Annotated in this window: 28 protein-coding genes; 9 read left to right on the top strand and 19 right to left on the bottom strand. The window is 73.0% G+C overall.

The features are described from left to right. Positions 1-123: 123 nt before the first annotated feature. Positions 124-702, bottom strand: coding sequence for a hypothetical protein (locus VGP36_18135; GenBank protein ID HEV7656637.1), 579 nt, complete (start codon positions 700-702; stop codon positions 124-126). A gap of 116 nt (positions 703-818) precedes the next feature. Here VGP36_18135 and VGP36_18130 point away from each other — a divergent pair, with 116 nt between their 5' ends. Further along, positions 819-1,253 carry an HIT family protein gene (locus VGP36_18130; protein HEV7656636.1) on the top strand — a complete coding sequence of 145 codons (435 nt, stop codon included), beginning with the start codon at positions 819-821 and terminating at the stop codon, positions 1,251-1,253. A 46-nt stretch (positions 1,254-1,299) separates the two neighbouring features. Here VGP36_18130 and VGP36_18125 read toward each other — a convergent pair whose 3' ends face one another. The 3 genes from VGP36_18125 to VGP36_18115 all read right to left on the bottom strand — a co-directional run bounded on the left by VGP36_18125 (position 1,300) and on the right by VGP36_18115 (position 3,072). After that, complete coding sequence (locus tag VGP36_18125) at positions 1,300-1,683, bottom strand: hypothetical protein (GenBank protein ID HEV7656635.1); 384 nt, start codon at positions 1,681-1,683, stop codon at positions 1,300-1,302. 67 nt (positions 1,684-1,750) lie between these two features. Beyond that, entirely contained in the window at positions 1,751-2,539 is a 789-nt protein-coding gene (locus VGP36_18120) for a maleylpyruvate isomerase family mycothiol-dependent enzyme (GenBank protein ID HEV7656634.1), read from the bottom strand. A 77-nt stretch (positions 2,540-2,616) separates the two neighbouring features. After that, the gene (locus VGP36_18115; GenBank protein ID HEV7656633.1) at positions 2,617-3,072 is read right to left on the bottom strand and encodes a cupredoxin domain-containing protein; all 456 of its coding nucleotides are present in this window, start codon (positions 3,070-3,072) and stop codon (positions 2,617-2,619) included. A gap of 138 nt (positions 3,073-3,210) precedes the next feature. Here VGP36_18115 and VGP36_18110 point away from each other — a divergent pair, with 138 nt between their 5' ends. Together VGP36_18110 and VGP36_18105 are read left to right on the top strand one after the other, a co-directional pair. Then, on the top strand, positions 3,211-3,717 hold the full coding sequence (locus tag VGP36_18110; protein HEV7656632.1) for a sigma-70 family RNA polymerase sigma factor: 507 nt from the start codon (positions 3,211-3,213) through the stop codon (positions 3,715-3,717). After that, positions 3,714-4,412, top strand: coding sequence for a zf-HC2 domain-containing protein (locus VGP36_18105; protein HEV7656631.1), 699 nt, complete (start codon positions 3,714-3,716; stop codon positions 4,410-4,412). Before VGP36_18110 ends, VGP36_18105 begins: the two co-directional genes overlap by 4 nt. Positions 4,413-4,548: 136 nt before the next feature. Here the strand turns inward: VGP36_18105 and VGP36_18100 are convergent, their stop codons facing one another. The 4 genes from VGP36_18100 to VGP36_18085 all read right to left on the bottom strand — a co-directional run bounded on the left by VGP36_18100 (position 4,549) and on the right by VGP36_18085 (position 9,951). Beyond that, the gene (locus tag VGP36_18100) at positions 4,549-6,330 is read right to left on the bottom strand and encodes a hypothetical protein (GenBank protein HEV7656630.1); all 1,782 of its coding nucleotides are present in this window, start codon (positions 6,328-6,330) and stop codon (positions 4,549-4,551) included. A gap of 241 nt (positions 6,331-6,571) precedes the next feature. Then, the gene (locus tag VGP36_18095) at positions 6,572-7,588 is read right to left on the bottom strand and encodes a 2-oxoacid:ferredoxin oxidoreductase subunit beta (GenBank protein HEV7656629.1); all 1,017 of its coding nucleotides are present in this window, start codon (positions 7,586-7,588) and stop codon (positions 6,572-6,574) included. Then, a complete protein-coding gene (locus VGP36_18090) occupies positions 7,581-9,431 on the bottom strand; it encodes a 2-oxoacid:acceptor oxidoreductase subunit alpha (GenBank protein ID HEV7656628.1) in 1,851 nt (616 codons plus the stop codon). The genes VGP36_18095 and VGP36_18090 overlap by 8 nt, the downstream gene beginning before the upstream one ends. A 175-nt stretch (positions 9,432-9,606) precedes the next feature. Further along, positions 9,607-9,951: a DUF3040 domain-containing protein gene (locus VGP36_18085; GenBank protein HEV7656627.1), complete on the bottom strand. Its 345-nt coding sequence runs from the start codon at positions 9,949-9,951 to the stop codon at positions 9,607-9,609. A gap of 258 nt (positions 9,952-10,209) precedes the next feature. On the opposite strand from VGP36_18085, the gene nuoB reads away from it, so the two are divergent. From nuoB to htpX, 4 genes are all read left to right on the top strand, one after another. Further along, positions 10,210-10,596, top strand: coding sequence for an NADH-quinone oxidoreductase subunit NuoB (nuoB, locus tag VGP36_18080; protein HEV7656626.1), 387 nt, complete (start codon positions 10,210-10,212; stop codon positions 10,594-10,596). Continuing rightward, complete coding sequence (locus VGP36_18075) at positions 10,586-11,116, top strand: NADH-quinone oxidoreductase subunit C (GenBank protein HEV7656625.1); 531 nt, start codon at positions 10,586-10,588, stop codon at positions 11,114-11,116. The genes nuoB and VGP36_18075 overlap by 11 nt, the downstream gene beginning before the upstream one ends. Next, positions 11,113-11,508 (top strand): 4Fe-4S binding protein, encoded by a 396-nt coding sequence (locus VGP36_18070; GenBank protein HEV7656624.1) that lies wholly within the window; start codon positions 11,113-11,115, stop codon positions 11,506-11,508. Before VGP36_18075 ends, VGP36_18070 begins: the two co-directional genes overlap by 4 nt. Before the next feature lie 209 nt (positions 11,509-11,717). Next, positions 11,718-12,593 carry a zinc metalloprotease HtpX gene (gene htpX / locus VGP36_18065; GenBank protein HEV7656623.1) on the top strand — a complete coding sequence of 292 codons (876 nt, stop codon included), beginning with the start codon at positions 11,718-11,720 and terminating at the stop codon, positions 12,591-12,593. Positions 12,594-12,651: 58 nt separating this feature from the next. Here the strand turns inward: htpX and VGP36_18060 are convergent, their stop codons facing one another. The 6 genes from VGP36_18060 to VGP36_18035 are packed head-to-tail and all read right to left on the bottom strand — an operon-like array spanning position 12,652 to position 20,527. After that, positions 12,652-13,710, bottom strand: a complete 1,059-nt coding sequence (locus VGP36_18060) for a glycoside hydrolase family 43 protein (protein HEV7656622.1) — start codon at positions 13,708-13,710, stop codon at positions 12,652-12,654. Next, positions 13,707-15,785, bottom strand: a complete 2,079-nt coding sequence (locus VGP36_18055; GenBank protein HEV7656621.1) for a family 43 glycosylhydrolase — start codon at positions 15,783-15,785, stop codon at positions 13,707-13,709. Before VGP36_18055 ends, VGP36_18060 begins: the two co-directional genes overlap by 4 nt. Continuing rightward, positions 15,782-16,621 carry a carbohydrate ABC transporter permease gene (locus tag VGP36_18050; GenBank protein ID HEV7656620.1) on the bottom strand — a complete coding sequence of 280 codons (840 nt, stop codon included), beginning with the start codon at positions 16,619-16,621 and terminating at the stop codon, positions 15,782-15,784. Before VGP36_18050 ends, VGP36_18055 begins: the two co-directional genes overlap by 4 nt. Beyond that, the gene (locus VGP36_18045; protein HEV7656619.1) at positions 16,618-17,580 is read right to left on the bottom strand and encodes a sugar ABC transporter permease; all 963 of its coding nucleotides are present in this window, start codon (positions 17,578-17,580) and stop codon (positions 16,618-16,620) included. The genes VGP36_18050 and VGP36_18045 overlap by 4 nt, the downstream gene beginning before the upstream one ends. Position 17,581: 1 nt before the next feature. Further along, complete coding sequence (locus tag VGP36_18040) at positions 17,582-18,928, bottom strand: ABC transporter substrate-binding protein (GenBank protein ID HEV7656618.1); 1,347 nt, start codon at positions 18,926-18,928, stop codon at positions 17,582-17,584. A 54-nt stretch (positions 18,929-18,982) separates the two neighbouring features. After that, the gene (locus VGP36_18035; protein ID HEV7656617.1) at positions 18,983-20,527 is read right to left on the bottom strand and encodes an alpha-N-arabinofuranosidase; all 1,545 of its coding nucleotides are present in this window, start codon (positions 20,525-20,527) and stop codon (positions 18,983-18,985) included. A 90-nt stretch (positions 20,528-20,617) separates the two neighbouring features. Between VGP36_18035 and VGP36_18030 the strand changes: the two genes are divergently transcribed. Continuing rightward, positions 20,618-21,628: a LacI family DNA-binding transcriptional regulator gene (locus VGP36_18030; GenBank protein HEV7656616.1), complete on the top strand. Its 1,011-nt coding sequence runs from the start codon at positions 20,618-20,620 to the stop codon at positions 21,626-21,628. Here VGP36_18030 and rfbA read toward each other — a convergent pair. Beyond that, positions 21,620-22,504 (bottom strand): glucose-1-phosphate thymidylyltransferase RfbA, encoded by an 885-nt coding sequence (gene rfbA / locus VGP36_18025; protein HEV7656615.1) that lies wholly within the window; start codon positions 22,502-22,504, stop codon positions 21,620-21,622. The two genes, VGP36_18030 and rfbA, sit on opposite strands and share 9 nt — an antisense overlap. 69 nt (positions 22,505-22,573) lie before the next feature. Here rfbA and VGP36_18020 point away from each other — a divergent pair, with 69 nt between their 5' ends. Next, positions 22,574-23,641, top strand: coding sequence for a glucuronyl hydrolase (locus VGP36_18020; protein ID HEV7656614.1), 1,068 nt, complete (start codon positions 22,574-22,576; stop codon positions 23,639-23,641). Positions 23,642-23,892: 251 nt separating this feature from the next. On the opposite strand, the gene VGP36_18015 is transcribed toward VGP36_18020, so the two are convergent. The 4 genes from VGP36_18015 to VGP36_18000 form a co-directional block, all read right to left on the bottom strand. Next, positions 23,893-24,075, bottom strand: coding sequence for a hypothetical protein (locus VGP36_18015; GenBank protein HEV7656613.1), 183 nt, complete (start codon positions 24,073-24,075; stop codon positions 23,893-23,895). Beyond that, a complete protein-coding gene (locus VGP36_18010) occupies positions 24,072-24,338 on the bottom strand; it encodes a helix-turn-helix transcriptional regulator (protein ID HEV7656612.1) in 267 nt (88 codons plus the stop codon). The genes VGP36_18015 and VGP36_18010 overlap by 4 nt, the downstream gene beginning before the upstream one ends. A gap of 116 nt (positions 24,339-24,454) precedes the next feature. Next, positions 24,455-25,675, bottom strand: coding sequence for a helix-turn-helix transcriptional regulator (locus VGP36_18005; protein HEV7656611.1), 1,221 nt, complete (start codon positions 25,673-25,675; stop codon positions 24,455-24,457). Positions 25,676-25,771: 96 nt separating this feature from the next. Then, on the bottom strand, positions 25,772-25,909 hold a 138-nt coding region (locus VGP36_18000; protein HEV7656610.1), incomplete at its 5' end, for a DUF520 family protein.

Here is a 25,909-nt window from a genome sequence, read left to right as displayed (position 1 = left end):
GGCGGGGGGCCGGCTCGACCTGTCCGCGGCGTACCCGTCCGGGCTGCGCGCGGTGGTCTGGCTCGGCCCTCCGCCTCCGTGAGCTGTTCTGCGGTCCCCCCACCCGTCCGGGCGTGGCCCGGCTCAGTCGTCGGAGCCGTGACCACCGGAACCGTGGTCGTCGCGGCCGCGGTCGTCCGCGCCGCCGCGACCGGAGCCGCCGCCGTGCCCGGTCTCACCCTCGGCGACGCGGCCGCGGGCCTCGGTCCGGTCGTGCGCGTTGTCCGCGCCCCGGGGACCCTCGCCCTCGGCAACCCGCCCGCGGGCCTCGGTCACGTCGTGCGCGTTGTCCGCGCCCCGGGGACCCTCGCCCTCGGCAACCCGTCCACGCGCCTCGGCCTCGTGCCGGGCCGTGGCCGCCTTCTTGGCCGCAGCAGCCTTGGCCGCCGTGGCCTTCCTCGCGGCCGCCGTCTTCGCAGCAGCGGCCTTCGCCGCCGCCTCGGCCCGGTCGTGCGCGGTGTCCGCGCCCCGGGGCGCCTCACCCTCGGCGACCCGCCCGCGGGCCTCCGCCTCCCGGCTGGTCGTCGCCGGTGCAACCGCCGCCGCCGGGCGGACCTGCGGGGACGCACTGCCCGCGGCCTGCGCCACGCCGACCCCGACACCAAGCGCACCGAGCACCGTCGCGGCACTGGCCGCCACTGCCCACGTCTTCGCAAACCGCATGTGTCCGTCCTCCGTCAATCGTGTTCACTGCTGACAGGGACCACTGTCGGCCGGGCGGGGACAACGCCGCCCCAGCCGAACCTCAACGGCGGGATAAACCTGGAAAGCTGGCCGGTGTGAGCTGTGTCTTCTGCCGGATCGTGGCCGGCCTCGCGCCGGCCAGCGTGGCGTACGCGGACCCGACCGCGGTCGTCTTCCTCGACATCGCGCCCATGACGCCGGGCCACCTGCTCGTCGTGCCGCGGACGCACGTGGAGTCGCTGGCCGAGCTGGACCCGGACGTCGGCGCGCACCTCTGGCGGGTCGGGCAGCGGATGGCGGCCTCGCTGCGCCGGTCCCCGCTGCGCTGCGACGGGGTCAACTTCTTCGTCGCCGACGGGGCCGCGGCGTTCCAGGAGGTGCCGCACCTGCACCTGCACGTGATCCCGCGCTGGAAGGGCGACGGGGTGAAGCTGAACTACAAGCCGGGACGGCCGGCCCGGGCCGATCTCGACGCGCAGGCGACGGACCTGCGCGCCGCGGCCGAGCGCACCGCCCTCCCCAACGACTGAGGCGCCCGAGCCGGCCGGGCCGGCGACCGGCCGGCCGGCGGTGGGGTCAGTCGTCCGAGCCGCCCTTGCCCTTGCCGTCAATGGAGCCGTGGTCGTCCCCGGAGCCCTTGCCCTTACCGTCGGACTTGCGCTTGCCGGAGTCCTCGGCGGACTTGCCCTTGCCGGAGTGGTCGTCCCGACCGGGCGCCCGCGCCACGGTCGCGGCCGGTCGGACCACGGCCGGCGCCTGGTGCACGGTGCCGGCGGTCGGCGCCGCCGCCCCGGCCTCACCCGGCGCGGGCAATCCGGGACCGTCCGGGGCCGCCGGCACCGCGCTGCTGTGCCGCGCGATCGGGAGCACACCCTGGCCCGGGCCGGACTGCACGAGCACGATCCCGCCGACCACGGCGGCCGTCGTCAGCACTCCCACGGCCCAGTTCCGTACGGTCATGGCCACCCTCAGCGTCGTCCGGTCCCCGACGGACGTTCTGAGCCCTACCCAGGAGCGGGCGGCCTAGTCAGTTCCAGGGCCGCAGCACCGGCGGGTCGCCGAGCTCGGGCCGGACCACGGCGGGCCGGCCCAGCAGCCAGCCGACCAGGGCCCAGGACGGGCCGACCACGCGGACCGGCGGCGGCGCGGCGGCCCGGACGGCGGCGGCCCGGGCCGAGCGGGCGGTGCCGGCCGGCGCCGGCACGGACGCCCCGACCAGCCAGCGCTGGCCCGAGTCGGTGTTCACCACCTCGACGGTGAGCCCGGCCGGCAGCCGCGGCCCGATCCGGTCCGGGTCCAGCAGCGAGGGCAGCAGCGGGGCGACGAAGGAGGCCGGCCAGTCGCCGGGGCCGTACCTGTCGGCGAGATCGACGCGGTGGATCTCGACCTCGCGCCAGCGGGTCCCGATCAGCCGCAGCGCCGGCATCGGCCCGGTCCGGGTCACCGCGTCGCCGTGCCAGTCGGCGTCCGACAGCGCGGCCCAGGTCTCGTCCAGCCGGCGGGCGCTGTCGACCACGTCCGCGACCAGCTCGGCCGGGTCCCGGCCGGCGCCGGCCTCGATGTCGGCGGCCCGGGACTCCTCGCCGTCGTACATCGGGATCCTCTCGCCGCGGACGGTGCCGGCCAGCGTCCGGACCATCGCGTCGGCGTTGCGGGCGAGGTGGCTCAGCACGTGCCCCCGGGTCCAGCCCGGCAGCAGCGACGGCCGGCCGGCCCAGGCGTCGGTCGGGGTCCGTTCCTGCAGCGCGGTCAGCAGGCTGTCGGTCGACCCGCGGACCTCGTCCAGGCGGCGGGAGACGTCGTCGGAGGCCACCATGTCATCCTGCCAGCGTCGGGGGTGGGGTACGGAAACCCCGGCTCCCGGGACGGGAGCCGGGATTCCCCGGAGAGAGGTCAGCCGTGCACGGTCAGCGTGCCGATGCCCGTCATGTTCGCGTGCACCGTGCAGCTGAACTTGTACGTCCCGGGCTCGGCCGGCGCCGCGAAGGTCGCCGTCTCGCCCTTCTGCAGCAGTGGGGTCTTGAACTTGCCGTCGTCGGACGACACGTCGTGGGCCGCGACGTCCTGGTTGGTCACCGTGATCATGGCGCCGGGCTTGACCGTGAGCGGGCTGCCGAACGCGAAGTTCAGGATCGTGATCGTGCCGGTGGTGGCGCCGCCGCCGTTGTCGTCGGCCGAACTGCTGCTCTCGCCGCCCGCCGGCGCGCTGGTGGGCGGGGCCGTTGTCGCGCTGGTCGTCGTGGCGACGCTGGGCGCCGCGGCGCCCGACGAGTCGTCGCCGGACGAACAGGCCGCGATGGCAATGGCAACAGCCGCCGCGGCCGCGGCGAGCCGGAGAAGTCGGTTCATGCCCGGCATCACGGCTCATTCCGTGCCCTGGTTCACTCCGAGTAACCGGTACGGCGTGGACGTGACCGGTTCGACAACACTGAACCGGGGCGCGGCGTGTGCCGTAGCTAGAGGACGGAGCCGGGGAGGTGTGAGCTGGTGAGCGCCGATGAGCAGGTGCTGCGGTTGCTGCACGACGAGCACGCCCCGGCACTGTGGGGCTATGCGATGCGGTTGACCGGCGGTGACGCCGGGCGGGCGCAGGACGCCGTGCAGGAGACGTTGCTGCGGGCGTGGAAGCACCCGGAGGTGATGGACTCGGAGCGCGGTTCTCCGCGCCCGTGGTTGTTCACCACTCTCCGTAACGTGCTGATCGACGAGTGGCGGGCCCGCAAGGTCCGGCCCGAGGTGGTCACCGACGAGGTGCCCGAGCTGGCCAGCCCGGACCACGCGGACGCCGCGGTGCAGTCCTGGCTGGTCGCCGACGCCCTGAGACAGCTCAGCCAGCAGCATCGGGAAGTGCTGCTGGAGTGTTACTACCGCGGCTGCAGCGTCGCCCAGGCGGCCCATCGGCTCGGGATCCCCACCGGCACGGTGAAGTCGAGGACGTACTACGCGTTGCGGGCTCTGCGGCTCGCGCTGGAGGAGAGAGGGGTGACGGCATGACGGACCGATACACATACGACGCCGGCCCTTACGTCCTCGGCGCGTTGCCGCCGGAGGACCGTCGGGCGTTCGAGGAGCACCTGGCCACGTGCTCGCAGTGCCAGGCCGAGGTCCGCGAGTTCGCCGGCCTCCCGGGTCTGCTGTCCCGGCTGCCGGCCGGAGAGCTGCCCGCGGTGCTCGAGGGAGCTCCGGAGCCGCCCGCACCGGTGTCCGTGCTGCCGTCGCTGATGCGTGCGGCCGGGGTGCAGCGCACCGTCCGGCGCCGTCGTGCCTTCGTCGTGGGCATCGCGGCCGCGCTGGTGACCGCGGCCGGCAGCGTCGTGGTGACGGAGTCCGTCATCGACTCGCCCGCCGCCGTGGTGGCGGCGCCCCCGCCGGTGCAGACCCCGCAGATCTTCACCCCGACCTCCGCGTTGCCGGTGAAGGCGCAGGCGACGCTCACCGACGTGCCCGGCGGGACGAAGATCACCATGATCTGCCAGTACACCGGGCCGGTCGACGGCAAGCAGCATCAGTACGGGTTGCGGCTGATCCCCAAGGGCGGCGGCAAGGCCCAGTGGCTGGGCTCCTGGCCGGTCTGGGGCACCGAGACGTACGAATCGCAGGTCGTCGCGCCGATGTCCCGCGACAAGATCCAGTCGCTCGAGGTCGTGAGCCCGGACGGCACGGCGCTGTCCCACCTCGACGTGAACTGACCCGAGCGGGCGCCGGACCGAGCCGGCGCCCACCCGGGCGGCGCTCCAGAACCGAGCCGGCGCCCACCTGGGCGGCGCTCCAGAACGAGCCGGCGCCCACCTGGGCGGCGCTCCGGAACGGGGTGGCGTCCGGCGGTCAGCGGCGGCGGACCCAGCCGGAGTAGCCGGCGACGACCAGCGTCGCCGACGCCCAGCCGAGCAGCGTGAGGATCCAGCCCGCCGCGGCCAGCGCCTGCCCCGCGCCGGTCGCGGTGGCCAGCTGGCAGCGGTCGGCCGCGCCGGTGGAGACCAGCGGGATGGCGGCGTCCACCGCGAGCCCGACCCGGTCGACGACCGGGCACGGGCCGCCGGCCGGCAGCTGCGTCCCGCCGCCGAGGGACAGGAACAGCCCGATCGCCACCCCGAGCACCGCGATGAGCAGGGCGACCGCGCGACCGGGCTGGTAGCCGTACTGGAGGGTGAGGCCGAACCACCGGTGCCGGGTCCGGCTCCAGCCGGTCAGCGTGCGATGCAGGTGACTCTGCTGCGCGACCAGCACCCGCCGTGCCTCGTCCTCGTGCCCCGCGCCCTGGTACGCGGCAGACAGCTGCCGGTACGGCTGGGCAGCGTAGGCCGGCATCCGCTCCAGCCAGCGCAGCCGCTGCTCCACGGTCACCCCGGGATGCCCCGGCATCCCCCGGTACGTCAGCCCGTTCACCTCGACCGCGCCCTTCGCGCGGGCCGGGTCGTCGTAGAGCGTGCCGACCGAGGAGTCGCGCAGGTCGAGCTCGCCGGACTCGATCTCGGTCTCGGACATCGCGACCCGGCCCTCGACGGTCGCGGTGTTCAGCCGGATCGCGGTGCCGCTCGGATGGCTGACCCGGGTGCCGCGCATCTCCAGGTCGCCGGCTATCCGGGTCGAGCGCAGGTTCAGCGTCGGGTCCGTGCCGGCCGCGGTGAGCCTGGCGCCGTCGAGCAGGACCCCCTGCGCGACCTGCAACCGGAGTCCGGCGATCGCGGACCGCTCGCCGCCGTCCACCTCGGTCTCGTGCAGGTCGATCTGGCCGCCGACCCGGCTGCCGGACAGCCGCAGCCCGCCGACCGCGGTGATCCGGTCGAGATAGAGCGTGCCGCCGACGTCGAGGTAGTGCGCGGACAGGGCCCAGCCGGACGGGTTCTCCAGCCGGGCCCGGCCCAGTGACATCGAGCCGACCCGGGCGCCGACCAGCCGGACCGCGCCGTCCGGGCCGGCGCCGTGCACCTCGATCCCGCGGCTGAGGTCGACCATGTCGGTGACGTGCAGGTTGGCGGCGTTGAGGCCGGGGCCGGCCGGGTTGGTCAGCCAGATCCGGCGGGCCGACAGCCGGCCGGCGACGCGGGCGCCGACCAGCTGCAGGGTGCCGGCGACCGCGCCGCCGGTGCCGACCGCGTCGTCCAGCAGCAGGTCGCCGCCGAGCGTGATCCGGTCGGCGACCAGCGCGGCCCCGCCGGAGCCGCCGGCCAGCCGGGCGTGGGTGAGGTCGAGCTTCCCGCCGATCCGGGCGCCGACGAAGCTGACCAGGCCGTTGGCGGTGAAGCCGCGCCAGAGCAGGACCGAGCCGTCGACGACCAGGTCGTCGGCGAGCAGCCCGGAGACCGTGCAGCCGCCGAGGTCGAGCATCGGCAGGGCGGCGCCGCGCAATACCGCGCCCGTGGGCAGGACGCAGTCGCGCAGGCGTACTCGCGCCGTGGTGTGCAGGCCGTCCAGGTCGAGGGTGCCGGTCAGGGTGGCGCCGCGCAGCTGCAGGCCGCGGGCGTCGACCCGGCCGTGCGCGCCGAGCAGGACGTCGCGCACGAGGCCGGCCCGGATCTCGCGCTCCTCGGCCGTCCGGAGGTCGAGCTGCTCACCGGCCGTGACCGCGTCGACCAGCCGCCGCTCGACGGCACTCAACGCAACCACGCCGGAACCGTACTCATCCCACTCCGGCCCGCGACCGCAACGGGTCGGCGGCCGCCCGGGAGCGGCGCCGGCCCGGTCGGCCCGGCGGCCCAGCCTCGACCGGGAGTGCCGCCGGCCCGGCCGGCCCGGCGGCTCAGCCTCGACCGAGACCCGGCGGCCAGGCCGAGGCGGCGAGGTGCAGCGGCCAGGAACCAGACCGGCCCGGCCCCGTGGGAGGGGCCGGGCCGTTAGCGCGGGGCTTCTAGTAGACGGTCCAGGTGTCGGCGCCGCCGAGGAGGGTGGCCAGGTCCGGCTCACCCTTCGCGCGCGCCTCGTCCAATTGGTCGTTCATCATCCGGTCGTACGTCGGCCGCTCGACCGAGCGGAACACCCCCATCGGCGTGTACCGCAGGTCGGTCCCCGACAGCCGCGACAGTGCGAACGCGTACGACGGGTCGGGATTGTGCGCGTCGTGCACGACCACCCGCGGGTCATCCGCCGGCACGTCCTCCGCCACCGACAGCCCGCCGCTGGCCGGGTCCCGGACGACCGCCTTGGCGTCGTCCTTCCCGAACCGGATCGGCTGCCCGTGGGCGAGCCGGATGGTCCAGTCGTCCCGGGTGCCGGCGTCCTTGAGCAGGTCGAACGCGCCGTCGTTGAAGATGTTGCAGTTCTGGTAGATCTGCACCAGCGCGGTCCCCGGGTGCGCCGCCGCCTCCCGCAGCACGCCCTGCAGGTGCTTGCGGTCGGAGTCCATCGTCCGCGCGACGAACGAGGCCTCGGCCCCGATCGCCAGCGAGATCGGGTTGAACGGGTTGTCCAGCGACCCCATCGGCGTGGACTTGGTGATCTTGCCGATCTCGGAGGTCGGCGAGTACTGCCCCTTGGTCAGCCCGTAGATCCGGTTGTCGAACAGCAGGATCTTGAGGTTGGCGTTGCGGCGCAGTGCGTGCATGAGGTGGTTGCCGCCGATGGACAGCGCGTCGCCGTCCCCGGTGACGACCCAGACCGAGAGGTCCGGCCGGGAGGACGCCAGCCCCGTCGCGATCGCCGGCGCCCGGCCGTGGATCGAGTGCATCCCGTACGTGTTCATGTAGTACGGGAAGCGGGACGAGCAGCCGATCCCGGAGATGAAGACGATGTCCTCCTTGGGGACACCGAGCTCCGGCATGAAGCCCTGCACCGCGGCCAGGATCGCGTAGTCCCCGCAGCCGGGGCACCAGCGGACCTCCTGGTCGGTCTTGAAATCCTTCGCCTTCAGCAGTGGCAGCTCAGACATCCGTGATCACACCCTTGAACACCTCGGCCAGCTCGGCCGCGCGGAACGGCAGCCCGCGGACCTGGTTGTAACCGATCACGTCGACGAGATACTTGGCCCGCAGCAGCATCGCCAGCTGGCCCAGGTTCATCTCCGGCACGACCACCCGCTCGTAGCGGCGCAGCAGGTCGCCGAGGTCGGCCGGGAACGGGTTGAGGTGCCGCAGGTGCGCCTGCGCGATCGGCAGCCCTTCCCGGCGGACCCGCCGGCAGGCCGCCCCGATCGGCCCGTACGTCGAGCCCCAGCCGAGCGCGAGCACCTTCGCGTCCCCGGTCGGGTCCTCGACCTCCAGCGGCGGCAGCGAGCGGGCGATGCCGTCCACCTTGGCCTGCCGGGTCCGGACCATGAAGTCGTGGTTGTCGGGGTCGTAGGAGATCGAGCCGGTCTTGTCGGCCTTCTCGATGCCGCCGATGCGGTGCTCCAGCCCCGGCGTCCCCGGCACCGCCCACGGCCGGGCCAGCGTCTCCGGGTCCCGCAGGTAGGGCAGGTATTCGCCGTCCGGCCCGTTCGGCTCGGTGGCGAAGTCCACGTGCAGGTCGGGCAGGTCCTCGACGGAGGGCACCTGCCAGGGCTCGGAGCCGTTGGCGAGGTAGCCGTCGGAGAGCAGGAAGACCGGCGTCCGGTACGTCAGAGCGATCCGGACCGCCTCGATCGCGGTGTAGAAGCAGTCCGACGGCGACTTGGCCGCGACCACGGGGACCGGCGCCTCGCCGTTGCGGCCGAACATCACCTGCAGCAGGTCGGACTGCTCGGTCTTGGTCGGCAGCCCGGTCGAGGGCCCGCCACGCTGGATGTCGCAGATCACCAGCGGCAGCTCCAGCGACACCGCGAGGCCGATCGTCTCCGACTTCAGCGAGATCCCGGGGCCGGAGGAGGTGGTGACGCCGAGCGCGCCGCCGAAGGACGCGCCGAGCGCCGCCCCGACACCGGCGATCTCGTCCTCGGCCTGGAACGTCCGCACGCCGAACCGCTTGTGCTTGGCCAGCTCGTGCAGGATGTCGCTGGCCGGCGTGATCGGGTACGCGCCCAGGAACAGCGGCAGGCCCGAGAGCTGCGATGCCGCGATCAACCCGTACGCCAGGGCCGGGTTGCCGGAGATGTTGCGGTACTTGCCCGGGGGCAGCGGGGCCGGCTTCACCTCGTACGAGACCGCGAAGGCCTCGGTGGTGTCGCCGTAGTTGTAGCCCGCGCGGAAGGCGGCGATGTTGGCCGCCGCGATCTCCGGCTTGCGGGCGAACTTCGTCTCGAGGAACGTGATCGTGCCCTCGGTCGGCCGGTTGTACATCCAGGACAGCAGCCCGAGCGCGAACATGTTCTTCGCCCGCTCGGCGTCCTTCTTGGAGATGTCGAACTCGGCCAGCGCCCGGACCGTCGTCGAGGTCAGCGGCACGGCCTGGACCTGGAACGCGGACAGCGAGCCGTCCTCGATCGGGTTCGACGCGTAGCCGGCCTTGGTCACCGAGCGGGTGGTGAACTCGTCGGTGTTCACGATCACGGTCGCGCCGGCCGGCAGGTCACCCTGGTTCGCCTTCAGCGCCGCCGGGTTCATCGCCACCAGCACGTCCGGGGCGTCGCCCGGCGTCATGATGTCGTGATCTGCGAAGTGCAACTGGAACGACGAGACGCCGAGCACGGTGCCGGCAGGGGCCCGGATCTCGGCCGGGAAGTTGGGGAGCGTCGACAGGTCGTTGCCGAAGGACGCGGTCTCCGAAGTGAACCGATCCCCCGTCAGCTGCATGCCGTCGCCGGAGTCACCGGCGAAACGGATGACGACACGATCGAGGCGCTTGACCTCTTTCTGCATGATGTGCGCTGCCTCCCGAGGCGGACCCCGCGGGTGGGTCCGGGCCGTTGTCCATAGTACGGAGGAGAGCCAGGGCAGCGTCGGTTCATGACATGACACGGGCTTGTCAGAGCACCCAGGCGTAACAACCGGGCCAGGCCCTGCGAGGTGGTGGTGCGGACCGCCGCGGGCGGGGTCAGACGGGCTGGCCGCGCCCCGGGGTGGGACCGTCGGGACGACCGGCCGGACGGGCCGGCGTGCCCCCGGGACCGGCGGCGCGGGCGGAGCGCGCCAGCTGCCAGCGGATCCACGCGACGCCGATGCCGGTGAACAGGATGCCCTGCAGGATCAATGACTCCGTGCTGGTCAGAGCCCCGATGAGGATGAGCGCGATGCCGAATCCGGTCAGCGAGCGGGCCGGCCAACGCCGGGTCCGGTCGATCCGGGGACCTGTGCGCAACCCCCGCCCGAAGTTCTTGTCTTCGGCCCGCAGGCCCGCTTCGATGCGCACCAGCTCCTGCTGTTCGCGGTCGCTCAACATGGCCTCGTGCCCTCCCTGCCGCTGAGTACGCCGATCCCGTACCCGCGTGCGTACCGTCACAACCTGTGGATCATCTCCGTACCGCACACCACCATATGTGGTACGCCTCACGTCCTCCGTTGGTTCGAGTGCGCCGCTGGGAAACGTGTGGCGGTGGCGACCCGGGCGGGTCGGCCATCGACCAGTAAACGCCTCGTTCCGGTGGGTCGTAACCCCGACGGGTCTGACGACCCGGCCGGCCGGGGCTAGTCTCCCTGCGTGGCGGCGCGGTTTCCGGCAGGTCCGTACACCCTCTGGGTCCTCGACGTCGGCCTTGCCTGCTGCGCGGTCGAGGTGGTGGCCGCCTCGATGCGCGCGGCCGCCCCCGTGGACGGCGAGCGCCCGGCTGATGTCATGGTCGTCGCCGGGACGCTCACCGACAAGATGGCGCCGGGGATCCTGGCACTCTGGGAGAGCCTGCCCGAGCCGAAGCACGTGATCTCCTTCGGCGCCTGCTCCAACTGCGGCGGGCCGTACTGGGACTCGTACTCGGTGACCAAGGGCGTCGACCAGCTGATCCCCGTCGACGTGTACGTGCCGGGCTGCCCGCCGCGGCCGGAGGCGCTGCTGGACGGCCTGCGCCGACTGGAAAGCCGTGTTGGCTGACCGCCTCGCGGGGCTCGTCGAGGGCGCGACCCCGGTGACCGAGTTCGGGCGGCTCACCGTCGACGTGCCGGCGTCCCGCTGGGTGGACGCGGCGACGACGTACCGGGACGACCCGGCGGCGGACCTGTCCTGCTTCGACTGGCTGTCCGCGGTCGACGAGCTCGACGCCGGCTTCGCGGTGGTCCTCTCGGTCTACTCGGCCACCCACCACCACCGGGCCCTGGTCCGGACCCGGGTGCCCCGGGCCGAGCCCCGGCTGGCCACGCTGACCGGCGTCTTCGCCGGCGCCGACTGGCACGAGCGGGAGACGTACGAGATGTTCGGGATCGGCTTCGACGGCCACCCCGCGCTGGCGCCGCTGCTGCTGCCGGACGGCTTCGAGGGGCACCCGCTCCGCAAGGATTTCGTGCTGGCCGCGCGGGTGGTCAAGGACTGGCCGGGGGAGAAGGAGCCGGGCGGGGACCGGCCCCGCCGCCGGGTGCGGCCGCTGGGCGTACCGGAGAACTGGGAGCAGCCGTGACCGAGTTGCCCGCCCGGAGTCGGGGCGTGATCGCGCTGCTGGCCGAGAACTGCACTTCCTGCATGCTCTGCGCGCGCGAGTGCCCGGACTGGTGCATCTTCATCGACTCGCACAAGGAGACCGTCGAGGTCCCCGGCGGCCGGCCCCGGCAACGCAACGTGCTGGACCGGTTCGCGATCGACTTCTCGCTCTGCATGTACTGCGGGATCTGCGTCGAGGTGTGCCCGTTCGACGCGCTGTTCTGGTCGCCCGAGCACGAGTACGCGACCGGCGACATCGCCGAGCTGACCCACGAGCAGGACCAGCTGCGCGAGTGGCTGGGCGCGGTGCCGCCCCCGCCGGAGCTGGACCCGGCCGGCCCGGTGGCCAAGGAGGTCAGGGCCTCACAGTGAGCGGGGCGCGGCGGCGTCTGGACCGGGGCGCCTGCCAGCTGATGGCGGCGGTCACCCCGAGGGGAGCGCAGGGAAGACGCCGACAGGGGCCGCCCGACCGGAGCGAACGACGGCCTCACAGCAGGCGTAGGGCGGGTTCACAGGGGGAACGCAGCCGCTTCGGGGAGCGTTGTGGCATGCGTACGGAGATCCCAGTGAGGAAGGCCCCAGTGCACCGTCAGTTCAACGGGCTGAAGACCGCGGCGTTGCTCGGTCTGCTGTCGGCGATCATCATCGGCGCCGGCGCCCTGTTCGGCCGGGGCGGGCTCATCATCGGGTTCCTGATCGCGCTCGGCACGAATGCGTACGCGTACTGGAACTCGGACAAGCTCGCCCTGCGCTCGATGCGCGCCCGCCCGGTCAGCGAGGCCGAGGCGCCCGAGATCTACGCGATGGTCCGCGAGCTCTCGACCCACGCGCGGCAGCCGATGCCGCGCATCTACGTGAGCCCGACCAACCAGCCCAACGCGTTCGCCACGGGTCGCGACCCGCGGCACGCGGCCGTCTGCTTCACCGACGGCATCCTGCAGCTCCTGACCCCGCGCGAGATCCGGGCCGTGCTCGGCCACGAGCTCTCGCACGTCTACAACCGCGACATCCTGATCTCGTCGGTGGCCGGCGCGCTGGCCAGCGTCGTGATGTTCCTGTCCCACCTGGCGATCTTCGCCTCGTTCTTCGGCGGCGGCCGGGACGACGACGACGGCCCCGGCGGCGCGATCGGCATGCTGCTGCTGGTCCTGCTCGGCCCGATCGCCGCCTCGATCATCCAGCTCGCAATCAGCCGGAGCCGGGAGTTCCAGGCCGACGCGTCCGGCGCCGAGCTGACCGACGACCCGCTGGCGCTGGCCAGCGCGCTGCGCAAGCTGGCCGTCGGCATCGCGGCGCTGCCGCTGCCGCAGGACGACCGGATCGTGGCCCAGAGCCACCTGATGATCGCCAACCCGTTCCGGCCGACGGGGCTGGCGAAGCTGTTCTCGACCCACCCGCCGATGGACGAGCGGATCCGCCGGCTGGAGGAGATGGCCCGCCAGCGCGGCCGGTACTAGAGCCCGGGGGCAGCACTCGGCCCCGGCGGTCCCTCGGGACTGCCGGGGCCGACCCGGGTCAGGGTGCTGGGGCCGGTTGCGGACCGGGGGTGGGTCCGCGGACCACTGGACGGCCGCCGGTCCAGTCCAGTCGGTCCAGCCACAGCTGCCGGCCGGGGTCGGTGCTGCCGACCGCGTCCGGCGCCCACGCGTGGTAGAGCATCCAGGTCTGACCGGCCTCGTCGGTGACGACGAAACAGTGCCCGGGACCGGCGGCGGCGTCGTTCGAGCGCAGGATCGGCCCGGCGGCGTCGGTGCACGGCCCGGCGGCGGTCCGGCAGAGCGCGTAGCCGACGGCGTACCGGTCGGAGTCGAAGGCGTTGGCCGAGTAGAACAGCACGTGGTCGGCACCGTGCCGGACCATCTCCGGCGCCTCGATCAGCGTGCCCTGCCAGGGCTCGGTATTGCCGAGCAGCGTGCGGCGGGAGCCGGTCAGGCTCAGCCCGTCCGCGGCCAGCCGACGACCGTAGAGGTGTACCGGCAGCCCGCAGCAGTTGCCGTCGTTCTTCCAGTAGAGCCAGAGCGAGCCGTCGGCGTCCCGGAACGGATCGGGGTCGATCGAGCCGCCCTCGTCCGCCTCGCATATCAGCGGCTGCGGCCGCCGGTCGGTGAACGGTCCGTCCGGCGCGGCCGCCTCGGCCACCCCGATGCACTGCCGGCCGGTCCCGGTGGAGCGGGCGACGTAGTACAGGACGTACCGGCCGCCGACCGTGAAGACCTCCGGCGCCCAGGTGTTGCCGGTGGTCGCCCACGAGCCGACCTGTGGCATCGCGTCGCCGCGCTCGGTCCAGTGCACCAGGTCGGGGGAGCTGAGCAGCGGCACGGTGCCGCCGGGCCCGTTCGTGCCGTACGCGTACCAGGTGCCGCCGGCCTTGAGCAGGCCCGGATCCGGGAAGTCGCCGGCGTGCACCGGGTTGCTGAACGACCCGGCTCCGGACCCGGCGGACGCGGCCGGCCCGGCGGACCCGGTCGGACCGGTGGACCCGACGGATCCGTCCGGCCCGGGACCGGGTGCGGCCGTCCCGCCGCACCCGCCCACCGCGACCGCCGCCACCAGGACGGCAGCGAGCTTCCTCACCGCAGCGTCGAGACCCGGAAGTAGTCGAACGCCGCCGTCACCGGCGGGACGTTCCCGCCGTGCGACACCAGCCCGATCCGCGGCGCCGGACCCGCGGGCAGCGTCCAGGTCCCGCCCCAGGTCCAGTGCTGCCCGTCCGGGCTCGACGCGGCCCGGAACCGGTGCTCGCCGGTGGCCCGGTCGACCGTGTGGGCCAGCCGCAGCCAGGTGGTCGGGCCGGGTGGGCCGAGCAGTGTCCCGCCGTACGAGGTCGACCCGGCGAACGGCATCTCCTTACCGAACTCGACCTGCCGGGTGTTCCAGATCGCCACGTCGCCGACCCGGACGAACGAGTCGTCGCTCTGGTATGCGACGAGCCCGGCCTGCTCGAAGTTGCGCACCGTGTCGACGCCGAGATCGAGGTGCACCTTCGTCTCGACCAGGTAGTCGCCGGCCGGCGCGGCCCGCAGCAGCACCCCGGCGTCGTTGCCCGTGCCAGTGAGGTCGGCGGCCTCGGTCGGCCAGGACAGCACCCCGCCCGCGACGGTCGCCTGCGGGTCCTGGCGCACCCACTGCCAGGCCGGGTCCAGTGCCGTCCCGGTGAAGTCGTCCTCGGTCAGCGTCGCGCCCGGCCGCGGCCGCGGCAGCGGCCGGGTCACCGGGCGGGCCAGCGGCGCGACGGTCAGGTCGGTGATACCCGCCGGCAGCACCCGGGTGCCGGCCACCGAGACCGGCAGCTGCGCCGTCAGCGTCCGGTACGGATCGGCCAGCCCGGCGTCGGTGACCGAGACGGTCAGCGTCCGCCCGGCCACCCGGACGTCGAGCTCGTGCCGCCCGGCCGGGTCGTAGCCGGTCGGCAGCGTCAGCGACCGCACGCCGGCCCGGCTGACGACAGCCAGCGTCCGGCCACTGAGGACGACGCCAGCGGCCGGTCCGAACGCGACGGCGGCGTGGGCGCCGACGTGGCCGCGGACCCGGACGTCGGCCGGCAGCGCGGTCCCGGCCGGCAGCGATGCGGTCACCGGCGGGGTGGTCGGTCCGTCGGACGGTCCGGCCCCGGCCCGGACCACCGGCCAGCCGCCGATCCAGTCCAGCCGGTCGAGCAGCATCGGCCGCCGGTTGATCCCGAACGGCTCGTCCAGGTACGGGTTGTTCCGGTCGATCGCGTGGTAGGCGAACCAGTCCTGGCCGGCCAGGTCGGTGACGACCGCGTTGTGCCCGGCCCCGATCCAGCGGTTGCCGTTCTGGCTGACCACCGGCGTGCCACCGACGCGGGACTGGTTCAGCGACACCCCGTTGGCGTCCACGTACGGCCCGAGCGGGCTGCGGGAGCGGCCGGCGAAGACGCTGTAGCCGGTCGTCGGCCCGGCGCAGCAGTTCGCGGCCGACGCCATCAGGTAGTACCAGTCGCCGTGCCGGATCACGTACGCGCCCTCGTACCGGTTGTCGATCGCGATCCGGGTCGCCGCCCCGACGGTGTGCAGGCCGTCCGCGGACAGCTCGATCCCGAAGATGCCGCCGAAGTACGAGCCGTAGAAGAGGTAGTGGCGGCCGTCCGGACCGGTCACCTGGGCCGGGTCGAAGGTCCAGAGGAAACCGCCGCCGTCGGCCGGCCGCGGCGCGACCACGGGGCCGCCGGAGTCCGTCCAGGGGCCGGCCGGCGACGGCGCGGTCGCGACCCCGATGGCCGAGTCGTCGCCTTCGTTCAGGGTGGTGTCGGTGACGACGTAGTAGAGCAGCCAGCGGTCGCCCAGCCGGCGGATGTCGGGCGCCCAGAGCCCGGAGGTCGGCGTGGCCCAGGCCGGCCGGTTCGCGGCCGAGAACACCGAACCGGCGGAGGTCCAGGTGACGAGGTCGGTGGAGCGGGCGGTCGGGATCAGGGCCGGGGTGCCGGTGCCAGACCGCAGCGGGTCGCTGGTGGCGAAGGCGTACCAGGCGCCGTCGTCGCCGCGGACCACCGACGGATCGGCGAACGTGTCCGCGAACCCGGAGGAGACCGGGTTGACCAGCGGCGGTGCGGCCGAGGCCGGCGCCCCGAGCCCGAGCACCAGTGCGGCCGCCGCCGTGGCGGCCATCCAGAGACGCAAGCTCCTCACCCCTTCAGCCCGCTGCGGGCGACCGATTCGACGACGTGCCGCTGGGCGGCGATGAACAGGACGATCACCGGGACGCTGGCCACCACCGCGCCGGCCATGATCACCGGATAGTTCGTGGTGTACGCGCCCTGCAGGATCGACAGCCCGGCCGGCAGCGTGAAGTTCGACGGGCTGAACAGCACGTACACCGGCCAGAGGAAGTCGTTCCAGTTGGTCAGGAACGACAGCACGATCAGCGTGGCCAGTGCCGGGCGGGCCAGCGGGACCACCACCCGGGTGAAGATCTGGAACTGGTTGGCCCCGTCCAGCAGCGCCGCCTCCTCCAGCTCCCGGGGCAGCGAGAGGAACACCTGGCGCAGGAAGAAGACCCCGAACGCGCCGCCGGCGCTGGGCAGGATCAGCGCCCAGAGCGAGTCGAGCCAGCCGAACTTGGCGATGATGAGGTAGTTCGGCACCAGGAACAGGAACGCGGGGATGAACAGCGTCCCCACGATCAGCCCGAAGAAGAAGCGCTTGCCCGGGAAGTCCAGCCGGGCCAGGGCGTACGCGGCCAGCGCGGCGGTCACCACGATGAGAGCCGCGTTGCCGCTGGCGGCCAGGATGCTGTTGAGGAACCAGCGCACCACCGGTGTCTGCGAGGTCAGGTTGGTCAGCGGCTGGTAGCCGGAGGTGGTGAACGGGTCCGGGATCCAGGACGGCGGTTGCCGGGTCGCGTCCGGGTTGGTCTTCAGCGACGTGCTCAGCATCCACAGCAGCGGCGCGACGAAGACCACCGTGAGCAGCGCGACGGCGATCCAGAAGCCGCTGCGGCCGAGCAGCGAGGAGCGGGATCTCATGACGACTCCCCCCGGATCCGGAAGAGGCGGAAGTTGAGCAGGCTGACCAGCAGCAGCACGACCGCCAGCACGTAGCTCATCGCCGCCGCGGTGCCCATCCGGAAGCTGCGCATCCCGGTCTCGGCGATGAGCATGATCGCGGTCCGGGTCTCGTTGCCCGGCGCGCCCTTCGTCACCAGGAACGACTGGCCGAACATGTTGGCCGAGTTCAGGATCGTCACGGTGAGCACGAACAGCAGCACCGGCCGCAGCCCGGGCAGCGTGACGTGGAGGAACTGCTGCCAGCGGCCGGCCCCGTCCACCTCGGCCGCCTCGTAGAGGTCGGGCGGGATGTCCTGCAGCCCGGCCAGGTAGATGATCGCGTTGAAGCCGAGCGTCCACCAGACGGTCATCCCGACCAGGGAGACCCAGGCCCAGGGCAGGTCGGTGGTCCACGGCAGGTTGCGGTGGATCCCGAGCTGGTCGAGGTAGCTGTTGACCAGGCCGATGTTCGGGTCCAGCAGGTAGCGCCAGAGCAGCCCGACCACAGCCACCCCGAGCACGTACGGGGTGAAGAAGACCGCGCGGAAGAACGTCCGGCCCGGGAAGGAGCGGTTGAGCAGCAGCGCCACCGCGAGCGGCACGACCATGAGCAGCGGCACGCTGAGGACGGTGAAGATGCCGGTGGCCTTCATCGCCTGCCAGAAGTCGCCCGCGTCCCGGCCGCCCGGGCTGAACAGGTCCTGGTAGTTGGCCAGCCCGACCCAGGGCTTGTTCGGCAGCAGGAAGTCGTAGTCGTGCAGGCTGATCCAGATGCCGTAGACCGCCGGCGCCACGATGAAGACGGCGAACAGAACCAGGAACGGGGCCAGGAACAGATACGGCGTGGCCTTGCCGTGCCGGGCGATCCGGTGTCCTGCGGACAGGACCTCGGGCTCGGACTCGACCGGCCGCTCCACGCCGCTGGAGACGGCGGCCACCTCAGCCGCCGTACTTCTTCGCGTTGTCCTGCACGACCTTGGTCGCCTGCGCGGCGGCGGCGGACAGCGCGTCGGCCGGCTGCTTCTTGCCCAGGATCGCCTGGTTCACCGCCGTGTCGACCAGCGCGAGCGCGTCGGCGATGCCCGGCGCCTGCGGCGGGAAGTGGACGTAGTCGACCTGCTTGGCGAACTGGGCCTCCGGGGCCAGGGCCTTGAACTGGGCGCTCTCCAGCACGCTCTTGCGGGCCGGGATCTTGCCGCTCTTGGCCCATTCCAGCGACTGCTGGCTGACGTAGTTGATGAAGTAGCGGGCGGCCGCCTGCTTGTTCTGGTCGGGCCGGGTCTGCCGCATCACCACGAACTGGTGGGAGTTGGCCCAGACCGCGTTCTGGGTGCCGACCTTCGGGATCGGAGCCGCGCCCCACTGCAGGCCCGAGATCCCGGCCAGGTCGTTGATCTGCCAGATCCCGTTCCAGTTGAAGGCATTCCGGCCGTTCTTCAGCGCGATGTAGTCGGCATCCTGGCCGACGTTGGCCGGGCTGTAGCCCTTGGTCACCAGGCTGCGCAGCCAGGTCAGCGCCTGCACGCCGGCGTCCGAGTCGAACGTGGCCTTGGTGATGCCGTCGTCGAACAGCTCACCACCGAACTGCCAGAGCAGCGACTCGAACTGGAACGTGCCGGTGAACGGGAACGGGGTCATCCAGTGGCCCTGCACGCCGGCCTTGCCCTTGATCTGCTCCAGCGCGGCCAGGTAGTCGTCGCCGGTCTGCGGTGGCTTCTCCGGGTCCAGCCCGGCCTTCTGCAGGACGGCCTTGTTGTAGTACAGGCCGAGGGAGTGGCTGTCGAGCGGGATGCCGTACCGCTTGTCCTTGTAGACCCCGCCCTGCCACACGATCGGGGAGAAGTCGGCCTCGGACAGCTTGAGCGCCTGAGCCACGTCGTCGATCGGGACGATGATGTTGCGGGCGGCGTTGGTCGGGATGTCGTCCACGTGCATGGCGCCGACGTCCGGGCCGTTGCCGCTGGCCACCGCGGCCGGCACCTTCTGGAAGAAGTCCGCCCACTGGTAGACGTTCATGGTCACCTTGACGTTCGGGGTGGCCTTGTTGAAGTCGTCCACGATCTTCTTGATGTACGTGCCGTCGCCGCCGGTGAAGCCGTTCCAGAAGGCGAGGGAGACGTTCGGGCCGCTGTAGGCGGATCCGCCGTTGCCGCCGGCCGGGGCCTGGGCGGTGACCGGGCTGCTGGTGCCGCCGCACGCGGCCAGCAGCGCGGCGGCACCGGCTCCGCCGCTGAGGGCGAGGAACCGGCGGCGGGAGAGGAAGAGCGAGGTGTCGAAGTCGGTCATCGGGGCTCCTTCGGCGGGCGGGGATGGGGCCGGCGGCTCGACCCGGACGGGCGGTCACTCGGAGGGCGGCGCCAGGCGCAGGACGGTCCAGGAGACCGGCGGCAGGGCGACGGTGAGGTGGTCCCCGGCCACGGCGGCGCCGGAGCCCGGGCGCGGGGCCACCCGGTCGGGGGTCCCGGCGTCGTTGACCTCGCGCCACCGGTCCGGCTCGCCGCCGAGCACCAGGTGCTCGGTCACCCGCAGCCCCGGCAGGGCCCGCAGGTCGATCCGAAGTGGACGGTCACCGTCCCGGCCGCGGTGTACGGCGAAGACCACCAGCTCGCCGGTGTCCGGGTCCAGGGTCGCGACGGAGTCCACAGTGGACACTTCGCCGTACCGGGCGGTGTCGTAGCGGGGGGCGGCCGGCTCGACCCGCAGCACGTCGCCGCGCGCGTACCGGGCGACCTGGGCGAACGGATGGAAGATGCTCTGCCGCCAGGCCGGGCCACCCGGCTCGGTCCGGATCGGCGCGATGATGTTGGCCAACTGGGCCTGGCAGGCGATGCCGACGCGGTCGGCGTGCCGCAGCAGGCTGATCAGGAACGAGCCCACGACGACCGCGTCCACGGCCGAGTAGTCGTCCTCGATCAGCCGCGGGGCCTGGGCCCACGGCAGTGACTGGGCGCCGCCGAACCGGCTCTGGTACCAGACGTTCCACTCGTCGAAGGACAGCCGCAGCCTCTTGGGGGAGCGCAGCCGGGCGCCGACCGCGTCCGCGGTCGCGACGACCTGCTCGATGAAGGTGTCCATGTCCACGGCCGCGGCCAGGAACTCCCCGAGCGGGTCGGCGTCCTGTTCGTGCTCCTGGTGGTAGGCGTGCAGCGAGATGTAGTCCACCAGCTCGTACGTGTGCTCGAGGACCGTGGCCTCCCAGGCCCCGAAGGTCGGCATCCACCGGCCCGAGCTGCCGCAGGCGACCAGCTCGATGCGCGGGTCCACCAGCCGCATCGCCCGGGCCGTCTCGGCCGCCAGCCGGCCGTACTCCTCGGCCGTCTTGTGCCCGACCTGCCAGGGACCGTCGAGCTCGTTGCCCAAGCACCAGAGCCGGACGTCGTGGGGCTTGTCCACGCCGTGGGCCCGGCGCAGGTCGGACAGCGCGCTGCCGCCGGGATGGTTGCAGTACTCGACGAGGTCCGCGGCTTCCTGCACGCCCCGGGTGCCGAGGTTGACCGCCAGCATCGGCTCGACCTCGGCCGCCCGGGCCCAGTCCAGGAACTCGTTGAGGCCGAACGCGTTGGTCTCCACCGACCGCCAGGCCAGGTCGAGCCGGGTCGGCCGGTCCGCGACCGGGCCGACGCCGTCCTCCCAGCGGTAGCCGGAGACGAAGTTGCCGCCCGGGTAGCGCACGGTCGTCACGCCGAGTTCGCGGGTCAGCGCGAGCACGTCGCCCCGGAAGCCCTCCGGGGTGGCCGAGGGATGGTCCGGCTCGAAGATGCCGGTGTAGACGCACCGACCCATGTGCTCGACGAACGAGCCGAACAGCCGCCGGTCGACAGCACCGACGCGGAACGCCGGGTCGAGCACGATCCGCGCCTCGCCCTGGGCTGTGGCCACGGTCACCTCCCGAGTTCAGGACAGGTTTTACCTCGTTGTTTGCAACGTTGTAAAGCCGGGCTGGCGCGCTACCGTCGCGACCGAGGGGGATGCCGCGTGCGCAGCAGGACCAGGCTGAAGGACGTCGCGGCGCGTGCCGGCGTCTCGGTCAAGACCGTCTCCAACGTCGTCAACGGATACGAGCACGTCACCGCGGCGACCCGGACCCGGGTCGAGGCCGCGCTGGCCGACCTCGGCTACGTGCCCAACCTCGCCGCCCGGGGCCTGCGCAACGGCCGGTCCGGGGTGATCGCGCTGGCGCTGCCCGAGCTGCACGCGCCGTATTTCGCCGAGATCGCCCACCATGTCGTCCGGGCCGCGGCCGCGCGCGGCTGGACCGTGCTGGTCGACGAGACCGAGGGCCGGCTGGACCGGGAACGGCAGGTCGCGGCCGGCATCCGGGCCCACCTCATCGACGGGCTCATCCTCAGCCCGCTCGCGCTGACCGCGTCCGACCTCGACGGCCGGGTCGACGGGGTGCCGCTGGTGCTGCTGGGCGAGCGGGTCCGGCACGACGTCGCCGACCGGGTCGCGGTCGACAACGTGCGGGCCGCCCAGGACGCCACCGCGCACCTGCTGGACCGCGGCCGCCGCCGGATCGCCGCGGTCGGCGTGCAGCGGTCCGCGCCCGGGGTGAGCGCCCGGCTGCGGCTGCAGGGCTACCGCAAGGCCCTGCGCGAGCACGGGCTGGAGCCCGACCCGGCGCTGGCCGTACCGGCGGCGGCCTGGCACCGGGCCGACGGGGCCGCCGCCGTGCGCGCCCTGCTGGCCGGGACCGACCGGCCCGACGCCCTGTTCTGCTTCAACGACCTGCTGGCGCTGGGTGCGCTGCGGGCGCTGCACGAGGCCGGCGTCCGGGTGCCGGACGACGTGGCGGTGGTCGGCTTCGACGACGTCGAGGAGGCGCGCTACAGCACGCCCGCGCTCACGACCGTCTCGCCGGCCAAGGACCTCATCGCCGGCACCGCGGTCGACCTGCTGGTGGCCCGGCTGGCCGCGGGTTCACCGCCGCCGCCGCGCCGGGTCGTCGCGCCGCACACCCTGGCGATCCGGGAGAGCTCAGGCTGAGCGGTCCCGGACGGCCTGCGCGATCTCCATGACGTACTGCCCGTAGGCCGACTTCCCCAGCGCCTCGCCCAGCGTGTACGCCTGGTCCGCGTCGATGAAGTTCATCCGCAGCGCGATCTCCTCCAGGCAGGCGATCCGCACGCTCTGCCGGTGCTCCAGGATCTGCACGAACTGGCCGGCCTCCAGCAGGCTGTCGTGCGTGCCGGTGTCGAGCCAGGCCATGCCGCGGCCGAGATCGACCAGCCGGGCCCGGCCCTTGTGCAGGTAGGCCATGTTGACGTCGGTGATCTCCAGCTCGCCGCGGGCCGAGGGCCGCAGCCCCCGCGCGATCTCGACCACCTCGTTGTCGTACAGGTAGAGCCCGGTGACGGCCTTGTTCGAGCGCGGCTTGGCTGGCTTCTCCTCGATCGAGAGCAGCTTGCCGGTCTCGTCGGCCTCGGCCACGCCGTACCGCTCCGGGTCGCGGACCTGGTAGCCGAACAGCGTGCAGCCGTCCAGGGCGGCGACCTCGCGCTGCAGCATCTCGGCCAGGTCGTTGCCGTAGAAGATGTTGTCGCCCAGGACCAGCGCGGCGGTGTCGTCGCCGACGTGGTCGGCGCCGATGACGAACGCCTCGGCCAGGCCGTTGGGATGGGGCTGTTCCGCGTACGACAGCGAGAGGCCGAGGTCGGAGCCGTCGCCCAGCAGCCGCCGGAACATCGGCAGGTCGACCGGCGTGGAGATGATCAGGATCTCCCGGACGCCGGCCAGCATGAGCACCGACAGCGGGTAGTAGATCATCGGCTTGTCGTAGACGGGCAACAGCTGCTTGGACACGCTGCGCGTGAGCGGGTGCAGGCGGGTCCCGCTCCCGCCGGCCAGAATGATCCCCTTCACCGCAGGTTTCTCCCTCAGCGCTCGGTTCCGACGACCCGAAGACCCTACCGCCGCGCTACGGTGCGGCCCGTGGTGGATCTCGTCTCCTCCCTCGTCGACCGGGTCGGGTCCACGCTGCTGACCTCGGCCGGTCGCTCCCCGTCGGGCGGTCGCTCCCCGTCGGGCGGCCGTTCCCCGTCGGGCGGCCGTTCCCCGTCGGGCGGCCGCTTCCCGGAAGCCGCCGATCCGGAGACCGGCGAGTGGACCTGGACGGCCGACGGCAGCTGGAGCGGTGGCTACTGGCCCGGGCTGCTGCGGCTGGCCGGGATCGCGACCGGCGACGCGACGTACGCGCGGGCCGCCGTCGACGCGGCCGCCCCGCTGGCCGCCCGGACGCAGGCGCCGACGATCCTGCGCGGCATGCTCTTCTGGTACGGCCTGGCCGTCCCGGAGGTGTCGATCGCCGCGGCCGAGTCGCTGGCGGCCGACTTCGACCCGGTGGCCGGGGTGCTGCCCTGCGGGGCGCAGGACGTCTCCGCGTACGGGTGGCCCCGGCCGGGCGTGGTCGTCGACGGGCTCCCGGGGACGGTGCCCCTGCTGGCGTTCGCGGCCTCCCGCTCGGACGTCGAGCTCCGTCCGATGGCCGAGGCGTACGCGCGGGCGGTCGTGGCGTTGTGCGTACGGGAGGACGGGTCGGTGGCCCAGTCCGCGACGTACGAGCCGGACGGGAATCTGATCGCCCGGGCCTCGCTGAACGGGGTCACGCCCGAGAGCACCTGGGCCCGCGGGCAGGCCTGGGGGATGCTCGGGCTGGCGCAGGCCGCGGTGCTGTCGGCGGAGTTCGAGGAGCCGGCTGCACGGGTCGCGGACTGGTGGCTGGCGCACGTCCCGTCCGACCTCGTGAGCTGGTGGGACTTCGACGACCCGGGCACGCTGCGGGACACCTCGGCCAGCGCGATCGCGGCGGCGGCGCTGGCCCTGCTCGGCGGTGACCGCTACCGGCGGGCGGCGGCGGACACGGTGACCGCGCTGACCGGCCTGCTCGGCCCGCACGGCGGGCTGATCGAGGGCTGCGCCCACCCGCCGGCCAGCGGCGAGCTCGTCTGGGGCGACTACTTCCTGCTCGAGGCGGCCCTCCGACTGGCGGACGCCCTCTAGCTTTCCGCCCTCGGCCTGATTCTCAGTGAGTATCTCCTGACTACATGTAGTCGTACGACTACATGCCGTCATCGCCTCGGCTCTGGCGTCCGTGCTCAACCAACGGACCGACCTACCGGGGGAACCGGCGTCCCGATCGCCTGAACTTCCCGGCACCAGAAGCCCGCCGTGCTCACCACTCTCCCGGGCACGGCGGGCTTCTCCTCGCGCGGAAAGGAAGTTCTCGCCGCCGGCCGCCTCCACCGGACCGGCTAGCCCGGCATTCGTACGACCGCGACCGGCTCCTCCGCGGCGTACGTGAGCCGGCCGCCGGGTCCGTCGGTGAGCACCTCGACGGTCCGCCCGACCGCCTCCCGCTCGACGGCCAGCACGGTCACCGCGCCCGGCAGTTCGGCGCCCTCGGTGAGCAGCCAGGCGACGACCTCCTCCGTCACCGCGGGTCCTCCGGCGGCGGGTTGGTCAGCCGGTCGTCTGGGCCGTGGAGCAACCAGTCGAGCCGGGTGCCGAGCGTGCCGGCGACCGCGCGCAGCCGCCACGCATCCAGTCCCTGCGCACCACGCTCGATCGCCGACACGAAGTTCCGACTCACCCCAGCCTTGTCAGCAACATCCTGCTGCGAGAGCGCCAGCCACTCTCGCCGCATCCGCAACCGCCGCCCGATCCCCGCCCGATACGCCGCTTCGCCCGCCGCACTCATCGGCCGCCGCCCCACTGGCCGGCCGGGAACTGGTAAGGATTCGTGCGCGCATTCGAGTCATCAGGCATGCCGCGGACGCTACGAAGTCGCAGGGTTGCCTGGGGCAACCCAATCGGTCACACGCTAGGAACGAGACCCATTCGTCGCGCCAGGGAACGAACCTGGTCGCCGCCCTCGGTGTGGAGGAGATCGCCGACCGACTCCCGGACGAAGGGATCCATCCGGACGAGCATCGGCGCCAGACGCTCGGCCCGCAGGTACCACTCGATCGCCTGAGGCCGGGTCTTCGTCTCCTGAGCCAGCCCGCGGCCGACGTCGACGCAGTGGTTCGCCCGCCGCCCGCGGGACGGCAGCGCTGCCCGGTCGACGGCGGCGGCCATCTCCAGTACTCGGCCGCCCTCGCCGCGCTCGACGGCCATGCTGACCAACCAGGCCCGGGTGTTGTTCGGTCCGAACCAGAGCTGGAAGGCCTGCCCGTTGCCGGTCCGGGCGGCGGTCTCGCCGGCCTCCACCAGGTGTTCATCGGCGCGGGTGGGCTGGCCGGCGACAGTCTGCGCCCAGGCCGCGGTGAGGTGCAGGCTTCCGTATACCTCACCGGATGGTCCCGGTCCGGCGGCCGGCTGCAGGTCCTCGGCGGCCGACCGGGCCACGGCCGCCGCCCGGAATCGGGCCCGGCCGCCGACCCGCAGCAGCGACTGTGCTCGCAGGTACTGCGCGAAGCCCACCAGGGTCGGCTCCTCCGCGGCCCTGGCGGCGGCCAGTGCACGTTCGGAGGCCAGCCAGGCGAGGTCGTTCTCGCCCGAGCACTTCGACAGCCACTGCGCGCAGTAGAGGACATCGACCAGAATCGGTAGAGCCTGCCGGACCGTCTGCTCATCGTCAGTGGCGGAGTGCCCGTGCAGGTCGGTGAGCAGGGACGGCAGCATAGGTCCCAGCTCCGGGAACGCGGAGTCACAGCTGAGCTGGAGCGCCCGGTCGGTCAGGTGCCGCAGCGCGGCCAGGTCGCGGCCGGGCTCCTCGTACGCCGTGCCCAGCTCGGTGCCTTGCAGGGCGTCGCGGACGTCGGCGACGGCGACCCGGACGAGCTGGTCGCTGCGGGTCTCAGCCGCGTACGGCTGGCCGGTCAGCTCGGCGACCGGCACGCGGAGCGCGTCGGCGACGTCAAGCAGTGTCCGGCGCCGGTCCAGGCTCCGTTCGCCGTTCTCGACCCGGGACAGATAGCCCTTCGTCAGGCCGGTCAGGTCGGCGAGCCGGGCCAGGGACATGCCCTGCCGGGTCCGGGCGGCTCGTACGCGCTGGCCGATGGTCGGCGCCTGCGTCCAGGTGCGTTCGGACATCGCCGGAGACCACCCCTCCGTCCTGGCCCCGGACGATCGACCGCCCGCGGGCCGCTCTCGCCCGAACGCTACGCGCCGCCGGCGACGGGCGGTCTACTAGCGGTAGTTGGTGAACTGGAGAGGGAGGTCGAGATCGGCCTCCTTGAGAAGCCGGATCACCGCCTGCAGGTCGTCCTTCTTCTTCGCGCTCACCCGCAGCTGGTCGCCCTGGATCTGCGCCTGCACGCCCTTGGG

The organism is Mycobacteriales bacterium (genome assembly GCA_035995165.1).
Classification (GTDB): domain Bacteria; phylum Actinomycetota; class Actinomycetes; order Mycobacteriales; family CADCTP01; genus CADCTP01.
This window is presented reverse-complemented; position numbering and strand designations above follow the sequence as displayed.